Genomic DNA, 8,835 nt, shown 5'->3' with positions numbered 1-8,835 from the left:
CAGCTGATTTTTATTTTATTTAATCCCGATTTTTAAGACTACGTGGATGTATTATGGACACTACTGCCTGCCGCAAACTTGTCCTCGGAAAGATTGCAGAGAAGGGATCCATGCTTGTCGCATTCTCTGGCGGCGTGGACAGCAGCCTGCTTGCGGTGCTTGCACGGGAGGCGCTCGGGGACAAGAGCCGGTGCGTCCTTCTCGACAGCCCGGTCGTCCCCCGGGAGGCAATAGAAGAGGCGGGACGGATCGCCCGGGACTATGACCTCCATCTCGAACTCCTCCCAGTATCCGTGATGGACGATGCACGGTTCACGAAGAACCCCGCCGAACGCTGTTACTGGTGCAAGAAGAACTCGGCGGCGGTCTTAAAACGGCGGGCGCAGGAACTGGGACTTGCCTGTGTCGCCGACGGCATCAACGTCTCCGATACCGGGGAGCACCGGCCCGGCCTCGCCGCGAGCACCGACGAGGGGATTGTCCACCCGTTCCTTGATGCCGGCATGACCAAAAACGATATCCGGGAGATCGCAAAGGCTGGTGGGTATTCATTCTGGGACAAACCCTCGGCAGCCTGCCTCTCCTCCCGGATTCCTTACGGGGATGCGATAACGGACAAGAAACTCCACATGGTCGAAGAGGCCGAGGCGTTCCTGCATAAAAAAGGGTTCAGGCAGGTACGGGTGAGAGTGCACGGGATGGTTGCACGCATCGAAGTGCCTAAAGAGGAGATGCACGCATTACTGGATATGCATGCTGCGGTGGCAGGCACCCTCTCCGCATTCGGGTTCTCTTATGTGACACTCGATCTCGAGGGGTACCGCAGCGGGAGCATGGATGAAGTACTCGCGCCTGCCGCGAAAAAACCCTGACCGGTAAACGCTCGTGGTGACACAGATGAAGACACCGATGTTCAAGAACCTCCCCTGTATAAAGATCGATGGCGAATCGGCAAAAGCCGGGACCCACGAGGTCATTGATGAGGTGCCCGAAGCCCTGTTCGTAAACGGCAGGCACGCGATGACTGCGATGATGAGCCCGACAGATCTTGAGGATTTTGTCACCGGCTACCTGTTCACCGAGCAGATCATCAAAGGTGTTGACGAGATCGAATCCATCAGGATCGAGAAGAACCGGATCAGCGTGATCACAAAGAACCTCTTCAAGGTGCTCGGCCCAAAAAAGACCATTCTCTCCGGCTGCGGGGGGGCCACGTCCTATATCGATACCGAAAAACTGCCAAAGATTACTTCGGCACTCTCCCTTTCCCCGGAACTTATCCGGACAACGGTACAAGTGGTGCTCGAATCAGACCTGCATAAAATAACCGGCGGCATCCACGTGGTCGGACTCGCGTCGGCGAAGGGTATCATTGCCCGTTCCGAGGATATCGGGAGGCACAATGCGCTCGACCGGGTGATCGGTTACGGGCTCCGGAACAGGATCGATTTTTCAGAGACATTTGCCATCTGTTCGGGCCGTATCTCATCAGAGATGGTGCGCAAATGCCTGATCGCAAACATTCCGGTGATGATCTCACGCGGCGCAACCACGACCCTCGCCGTCACCATCGCGGAAGAGACGGGAGTGTGCGTCGTCGGGTTTGTCCGCAGCACGAAACTGAATGTCTACTCCCATCCCGAGCGCGTGCAGGGTGCACCCTCACTCCAAAAGTGAGTGACGGAGCCGGCAGACCTGGCAGAGGTCCCCGGAGCAGGGATCGCCGCATTCCCGGCAGCGGTGCAGGGGTTCCATGACCGGCGTTCCGGCACAGTACTTTTCGATCGTTCTCTTGCTTTCGATGAGGTGCTGCATCGTCCCGGGGTGGCGGCACTCATAGTCCGACAGCAGGGTGCGAACTTCGGCCCGCAGGGCATACTTCGTGTACGGGCACTCGGGCAGCACCGAAAAGAGGTCCTGCACGAAGAGATAGGACGCGATCTCCTTTTCCGGGATGGCCATCAGCGGCTTGATCCGCGGGAGAAACACTGGAGAGGTACCGGTACCTGTGGTGCGGACAAGCCGGGGCAGGTCTCCCCTGAACGCATTCATCAGCACCGATTGTGCTTCATCGTCGAGGTTGTGGCCGGTGGCAATCGCAGTCGCACCGGCTGCCCGTGCTGCGTCCGCGAGGGCTTTCTTGCGCAGGATACCGCAGATGGTGCAGGCCTGCGTTTCGCGCCCGAGAAGCAGGGCATCGAGATCGTCCCCGATGAGTTCACGGAACGAAACAATGCGGTGTTCCACCCCAAGCCATTCGGTGAGGCGCTCTGCCGCCCGCATGGTGTCAGCCCGGTAACCGGCAATGCCTTCGTCCACGGTGATGGCGACGAGACTTGCGCCCGGCCATGCAGGCAGGAGCCGGGAGAGGATCACAAGGAGCGCTGTGCTGTCCTTTCCCCCGCTCAGGCCCACCGCGATCCGGTCGCCCGGGCTGATCTGTCCGGTCTCCTGTATGGTCGCCCGGACGCGCTCTTCCACATCTAAAACCAGGTGCGTGCCGCAGAGATGGCGCCGGGTGACCAGCTGGTAGACCACCGCAGGTTCGCCACAGCAGGCACAGGCCGGCGACTCCTCCCGGGCGGCACGCTGTTCCACGATCCTATCCCCCGTGCGCGATCCGGATGATCCGGATCTCGTCGTTCCCGCCGATTGCGGCCTGCTCGGGAACGAGTTTCCCGTTCCGGGACACAATCACTTCAAGAGGATTAATCCCAATCTCGTGCAGGAGATCCCCGACCGTCCCCTGACCCTGCTCCATCACCCGGACGCCCTGATCCGGCAGAATGACTTTCATTGTCTGATGAAATGATTGGAAAGCCGGGAGCATAAATATCCCGGTACCGGCCACCTGCCCGCAGGCACCCGATAAGCGGGTATTTGATGCACCGGGACAAACTATTACGATACAACCGGGAGAGCGAGTAACCTGATGCAGGATATCACCATGCTGCAGGCAGAGATCCTGCGGCAGAAGGAGAAGAAGAACGCGGTCATCCTCGCGCACAACTACCAGCGCCCCGAGATACAGGATATCGCCGATGTTATCGGAGACTCGCTGGAGCTCGCCCGTGCTGCTGTAGGAATGAAAGGCGATGTCATCGTCTTCTGCGGGGTCGATTTCATGGCCGAGACCGCCGCGATCCTCTCACCGGAAAAGACCGTCCTGCTGCCCGCACCTGATGCCTGCTGCCCCATGGCCGGGATGGTGACCGCAGACGAACTCAGGTTTGCACGCACCCGCCACCCTGATGCAGCGGTCGTCTGCTACGTAAATACGACGGCGGAGGTAAAGGCGGAGAGCGACATCTGCTGCACTTCGGCAAACGCGGTAAAGGTGGTAAATTCGGTAAAAGAGGATACGGTGATCTTTGTACCGGACAAAAACCTCGGCCAGTACGCGGCACGGTTTACCAATAAAAAGGTCCTGCCGTGGGAAGGGTTCTGTCTCGTCCACGACCGGTATACTCCTGCCGATGTGGCGCTTGCAAAACAGGCACACCCGGATGCGGTCGTACTCGTCCACCCCGAGTGCCGGCCGGAGGTCATTGATTGCGCGGATCACGTGGCGAGTACCTCGGGGATCCTCAGCCATGTGAAATCTGATCCTGAAAACGAGTTTATTATCGGCACCGAGAATGGCATGCTGTACCGGCTTGCAAAGGAGTGCCCGGGCAAGCACTGTTACCCACTCTCGGACAAGGCTACTTGCGTGAACATGAAAAAGACCGACCTTGTAAAAGTCCGCGACGCACTGGCCACGCTCAGACCACGGATCATGGTACCGGAAGAGATCGCTGCCCGTGCCCGTAGTTCCATTGAACGTATGCTCGCGTTGTAACAGTAATCGTCGGGATGCATGGGCTTATTATTCCATAAATCCCAAAAGACTCTTCTTGTTAACAATCGTTACGTCCCGGAAAACAACGACGTCTGCCCTGAAGGCACACCGCCGTGATACTGCGTTGCCGGGACAAGAGGGAAAATAGAGGGATAGTCTATGGATGAAAACGAAGACGATATTCATGTGATCGAAGCGGTGGGACGCTCTAAAATCATTATACGGGAGGGGAAAGTGGCCGAAGTCTCGGTCTCCCAGCTTCGAAGCTGCCCGCTTGCGAAAAAATTTGCCCTGCCCATTGACGAGATTACCCCGGATGCGGTCAAGGCGAACATCGAACACCGGATGAAGTCGTGGGGCATGTGCCAGCCGCACAGGAAGGTCTGCGGGAGCGTGGACTTCGTCGGTTTCGGGGCATCGGAACTGATCAGCTGCGGCATCCTTTCCGGGAGTCTCGATGCGGCGGTCCTTGCCTGCGACGGCGCGGGAACCGTGATCGTGACGACCCCGGAGATGGTGCAGGGCATCGGTGGCAGGATGTCAGGGCTCGTGAGCACCTCGCCACTCAAAGATGAGATGGACCAGATCGAGAAAAACGGCGGAATTGTCCTTGACCGGGCACATGCGACAATCGACCCGATGCTCGGGGTGTCGCGTGCCTACGAGAAAGGGTTCTCACATGTTGCGGTCACCGTCGCCTCGGCCGATGTTGCGGCCGCAATCCATGCAAAGCATCCGGATGCGTTTATCTTCGGGGTGCACATGAGCGGGATTACCGAGAAGGATGCCAAACGGCTTATCGGGGTCGCGGATATTGTTACTGCCTGTGCCTCGAAATGGATCTGGCAGGTGGCAGGAGCAAAAGCGCTCGTGCAGGCCGGTACCGCGGTCCCGGTCTTTGCACTTACACAGCGGGGCAAACAGTTGATCCTCGACAAGATCGCCAGGTCAGACCGGCCGGTCCTCGTATCGGGGGCAAAATTGCCGGTCTATGGCCCTGAACTTCCCGACCCGCTGCTCTGATCCAGCCATTCAGGGCTAAAAAAACTTTTTTGTGATTCCGGCTATTTCCGCAGCGAGGCCATGAAACGGTCGCGGATCTGTGCCGGCGATAAGGGGATGTTTGGCACATCGCTGTTGCCTGGCCGGATGCGGACGTGGACAAACGACGGCCCGTCACCGGTCTTTGCTGCAAGCGCGACTTCGAGTTCCCAGGGTTCGTGTACTGTCCATGTACGGGCAAACCCGGCCCCAAGCGCCATGAGCACGAGATCTGCAGTGTCCTGGCCGGGCCGGGGCTGGTTGCCGGTACTGCCAAAGACACCGTTGTCGAGGCAGGCGATCGAGAGATTCTTTGGCCCCGCCGCTGCGATCACCGGAAGGATAGCGGAACCGAGCAGGCTCCCGTCGCCATCGATCACGATCACCTGTTTGTCCGGCCGCGCCGTGGCAATGCCAAGGCCGATCGCCGACGCCTGCGTGTAGCTGCCCAGCATGTAGAAGTTCTCCGGCCGGTCACATGCCGCATAGAGTTCCTTTGAAGGGACACCGATGTTTGCGACCAGCACCTCGTCACGTACCCCCCCGGCAATGGCCCGGATCGCGTCGTACCGGGTCATCACCGGCGTCCGCCAGTTCCGCTCGTAACAGACGGAGAACGGGCACATGGCGGGTTCCGGGGACGGTGCGCTGCACCCGGTCTCAAAAAGGCATTCCGGCCGGATGAGGATGACGTGAGGGATTCGTTTCTGGTACGCTGCTGCGACTGCGTCGCCGATCTCGTGCGGCGCGTCCGGCCCGGAGATTTCCGTGCAGGCAATACCAGCTGCGGACAGGATGCCGGGGAGCGGGCGGTTGAACGGGATCTGGGCCGGGATCTTTTCCCCTTCGCAGCCCCGCCAGCTCGCGAGGATCGGGAGCGGGAGGCCGAAAGTCATGGAAAGGGAGAGGATCGCATTGAGCATGTTCCCGAGCCCCGAACTCTGGAGGGCAATCGCCGGGCGGGCGCCGGCAAGGTACGCTCCCGCAGAGATTCCCACCCCGTCCTCTTCCCGGGTCAGGCCGATGTGCCGGAATTCCGAAGGTAATTTGAAAAAGAGCCCTTTTGCACGGTCGCAGGGAACCGAACTGACGAGATCGATTCCCTGCTTTTTGAGTTCGAGAATAATCTGGTCTTCATCCATAATGTGCCACCCACTTTTTGAGTTCTGCAACAAGCCTGTCACAGGGTTCGTCGGGGGTTACCGTGGCAGAGGCTTCGAAAGGGTAAAGGGTGTAATCTTCCCGTATCCGATCATACCCGCCGCCCGTGATGTTGAGGAGGATCAGGTCGTCACGGCCAACGGCCCCGGTCTCTGCTGCCTGCATGAGCGCAGCGGTGGCAACCGCTGCTGCCGGGTCGGGATCGATCCCCTCGGTATCGCGGAGGATCTGTGCCGCCGCTCTTCCCTCATCATTTGAAACTGCATACATGCACCCATCGGTCGCGCAAAGGGTGTCATAGAGCCCTCCCGCGATTGCGTAGGGAGGTTTGCGGTTGGTGAGAACGGGGGACATGACTGCCTGTACGGCATTGGACGCATCCGGCATATCAAGATCCGGGTCGATGACGCGGCGGCGCTGCTGCCACGCCGAGACAAGGGGGGTGAATGGCTTGTTTTGCGCGAGGTGGAGCCGGGGCAGCGCCGTGCCGAACCTCCCGTCGCCAATGAGCCGAAGCGCTGCCTCCCACGCGGCGATAGCCCCTGTCCCGCTTCCGACTGCCTGGAAGTAGTGATCGGGAAGCCGGTCGATGGTGACTGCCGCGTCGAGCATCACGGTCCCCATGCCGTCCCGGCGGGCGACATTCTTTGCCCCGCCTTCGGGCACGCACCCGGGGACGGCTGTGAGCATGTTACTGACCGCAATTGCATCCGTGTAATCCCCTTTGACCGCGACAAGGAAGACATCCTGCGCCGGCGTCGTCGTCCAGAGCCCCGGGATTGCACATTCCGGGACGACCACGACCACCGGCTTTTTGTACTGCGCAGAGATCCCGGCAAAGGCCCGGCCGGTGTTCCCCGCAGAGGCGATCACCGGGATTCTGCCGCCGAGTTCTGATAGGCGCTGCATAGTGGGCAGGGCTTCGAGTTCCTTGAACGAGCCGGTGGCAAGGGCTGCATGGTGTTCGGGGGAATATCCCGAAAACGAGATAAAAAGTCGGGAGAGACCCAGCTCGCGGGCAAGACCGTCGGCCGCAAACGTCACCGGGCCCCCTGAGGGGAGCAACGGCCGGGTCACCGGCAGCCAGCAGAGGTACCGGAAGATCCCGGTGTACGGCGCGAGGTGCAGCCTGCGCCGGCAGTACTCGGTGCGCAGCAGGGAATCGTGGCCGCCGGGACACGACAAGGCATTCATATCGGGAATCATCTCCCCACCGCCGACGCACTGGATCCGGTATTTGGGTATCATGGGATCTTCACAGGATGCGGATGTCCTCGACTCTCACGTGGGCACCGTCTTTCTTCTTTAAGACCATGTTCACGAGAGCGGTGTGAGCGAGGTCGATCATGCAGTAGCCGGGCAGGAACCGCTGCCGGAGCCCGAGGGTTGGCGGGCGGAGAACGGTCTCGGCAAGACCTTCGAATGCGTGGACGTGATATGCCTGTACATCGAATGCCTTCTCTTTGCGTGCTGCGAGCGGGCCGACCGTGTGGCATTCGAGCACACCTGTGACCGGGTTTGCGGAGAGGACACGGAGCGCATGGTAGAGCGGGCAGCCGGGCCCGGCTGGACGGCCGGTGACAAGCGCACCCGGTTGAATGTCCCACTTCTCCACGAGATCAGCCCGGAACGGCACGATAAACTTGCGGGCCGAAGGCTCGCCGGGGAACGCCCGTATGATAAAATCATACTTCGCGCCGGTCACGTCGATCCCGGAGTACCGGGCCTTATCCTGGCACGCGCACTGCTCTACCGCGTAAAACGGACAGTCGCTTTCGGTTTTTTTCCCCTTTTTTACGGTCTTCACAAACTCCTTACAGGTGGCAATACCACACGAGCCGCAGTCCTTTCCGGGGGGAACCCATGCCATGGGTTAGTCCCCCCGGTAGAGGTTGTCAGCCTCCTCCAGCGGCCGGATCACGCCGAAGTGGTGCTGCCACCCAATGTCTTTCTTGCCGATACAGATGGTGCAGACCCCGAGCGGCGGCGTACCCCGCAGCGTGATGGTCTCCGCGTCGCTGATATCAGGATATTTGCTGATCGCCTGGAGGAGGTACCGGAGCCCTGTCCCCTGCACGGCGTTTGTCTCGATGATATCGATCTTCGGGACCACGCTCCGGATACATTCCCGGAACACCTCTTTTTCCGCCTGGGACACAAGATCGGTCTTGGTGACGACCGCGGCATCGGCAAGGGCAATCAACGGCGCCATCTTGAGCGGCGAGTTGCTCCCAGAGACTGCGGGAAGCACGGCGATGCCAAACGCCTGCGTGGTGTATGGGGTGCACCGGAGGCAGAGCCCGGCGCTCTCGATGATGAGCATGCCGGCCGTAAGTTTCTCTGCCCACGTGATCGCGTCTTTCAGTACCATGATCCCCATGTGGTCCGGGCACAGGTCGCCCGAGTAGACCTTCCGGGTGGGAATGCCGAACTCTTCGTGGAGTTCCTCGTCCTCGAATGCCTTCACGACATCGATCTTGAGGTACGCGGGCTTATCGGTCTTTGAAAATTTTTTTATGATCTGGCGGATGACTGCAGTTTTCCCGGCACTGGGTGGGCCGGCGACGATGACGAGTTTCATGCCGACACCCCTGCCTTTTTCGAGGATGCGGGGGCTGTACCGGAATCGCCGATCAGCTCCCCGCCCCGGATCTTCTCCCGGAGATCCCAGAGGAACGCATCCATGCCGGACACGGTGCCGATGATAGCACGCTCGCGGTTCCCCGGTTCGAGCACGCCGGCCACTGCCCCGTTCTTCATGACGATCCGCCAGTCGGTGATAAGCGCGAGAT

Annotated in this window: 10 protein-coding genes and 1 pseudogene; 4 read left to right on the top strand and 7 right to left on the bottom strand. The window is 60.0% G+C overall.

Going from position 1 to position 8,835, the window contains the following annotated elements:
- Window positions 1–53: 53 nt before the first annotated feature.
- Together larE and fdhD are read left to right on the top strand one after the other, a co-directional pair.
- Window positions 54–872, top strand: coding sequence for an ATP-dependent sacrificial sulfur transferase LarE (larE, locus tag WCE46_RS06755; RefSeq protein WP_424732941.1), 819 nt, complete (start codon window positions 54–56; stop codon window positions 870–872).
- Window positions 873–897: 25 nt separating this feature from the next.
- The gene (gene fdhD / locus WCE46_RS06750; protein WP_424732940.1) at window positions 898–1,677 is read left to right on the top strand and encodes a formate dehydrogenase accessory sulfurtransferase FdhD; all 780 of its coding nucleotides are present in this window, start codon (window positions 898–900) and stop codon (window positions 1,675–1,677) included.
- Here fdhD and WCE46_RS06745 read toward each other — a convergent pair.
- Together WCE46_RS06745 and WCE46_RS06740 are read right to left on the bottom strand one after the other, a co-directional pair.
- The gene (locus WCE46_RS06745) at window positions 1,663–2,598 is read right to left on the bottom strand and encodes a TIGR00269 family protein (protein WP_424732939.1); all 936 of its coding nucleotides are present in this window, start codon (window positions 2,596–2,598) and stop codon (window positions 1,663–1,665) included. The two genes, fdhD and WCE46_RS06745, sit on opposite strands and share 15 nt — an antisense overlap.
- A gap of 4 nt (window positions 2,599–2,602) precedes the next feature.
- A complete protein-coding gene (locus tag WCE46_RS06740; RefSeq protein WP_424732937.1) occupies window positions 2,603–2,797 on the bottom strand; it encodes a MoaD/ThiS family protein in 195 nt (64 codons plus the stop codon).
- A 135-nt stretch (window positions 2,798–2,932) separates the two neighbouring features.
- On the opposite strand from WCE46_RS06740, the gene nadA reads away from it, so the two are divergent.
- Both nadA and WCE46_RS06730 read left to right on the top strand, forming a co-directional pair.
- On the top strand, window positions 2,933–3,841 hold the full coding sequence (gene nadA / locus WCE46_RS06735; protein WP_424732936.1) for a quinolinate synthase NadA: 909 nt from the start codon (window positions 2,933–2,935) through the stop codon (window positions 3,839–3,841).
- Window positions 3,842–4,000: 159 nt separating this feature from the next.
- Window positions 4,001–4,864, top strand: a complete 864-nt coding sequence (locus WCE46_RS06730; RefSeq protein ID WP_424732935.1) for a methanogenesis marker 8 protein — start codon at window positions 4,001–4,003, stop codon at window positions 4,862–4,864.
- Window positions 4,865–4,905: 41 nt separating this feature from the next.
- Here WCE46_RS06730 and comE read toward each other — a convergent pair whose 3' ends face one another.
- The 5 genes and pseudogenes from comE to WCE46_RS06705 form a co-directional block, all read right to left on the bottom strand.
- Window positions 4,906–6,024 carry a sulfopyruvate decarboxylase subunit beta gene (comE, locus tag WCE46_RS06725; RefSeq protein ID WP_424732934.1) on the bottom strand — a complete coding sequence of 373 codons (1,119 nt, stop codon included), beginning with the start codon at window positions 6,022–6,024 and terminating at the stop codon, window positions 4,906–4,908.
- Window positions 6,017–7,291, bottom strand: coding sequence for a cysteate synthase (locus WCE46_RS06720; RefSeq protein WP_424732933.1), 1,275 nt, complete (start codon window positions 7,289–7,291; stop codon window positions 6,017–6,019). Before WCE46_RS06720 ends, comE begins: the two co-directional genes overlap by 8 nt.
- A gap of 7 nt (window positions 7,292–7,298) precedes the next feature.
- A complete protein-coding gene (locus WCE46_RS06715; protein ID WP_424732932.1) occupies window positions 7,299–7,913 on the bottom strand; it encodes a (Fe-S)-binding protein in 615 nt (204 codons plus the stop codon).
- A 3-nt stretch (window positions 7,914–7,916) separates the two neighbouring features.
- Window positions 7,917–8,624 (bottom strand): GTP-binding protein, encoded by a 708-nt coding sequence (locus WCE46_RS06710; RefSeq protein WP_424732931.1) that lies wholly within the window; start codon window positions 8,622–8,624, stop codon window positions 7,917–7,919.
- Window positions 8,621–8,835 (bottom strand): annotated as a pseudogene (locus WCE46_RS06705) (ATP-binding cassette domain-containing protein); the annotation flags it as partial. The pseudogene WCE46_RS06705 and the gene WCE46_RS06710, both read right to left, overlap by 4 nt.

This window comes from Methanoregula sp. (assembly GCF_049690535.1).
GTDB lineage: Archaea > Halobacteriota > Methanomicrobia > Methanomicrobiales > Methanospirillaceae > Methanoregula.
This window is presented reverse-complemented; position numbering and strand designations above follow the sequence as displayed.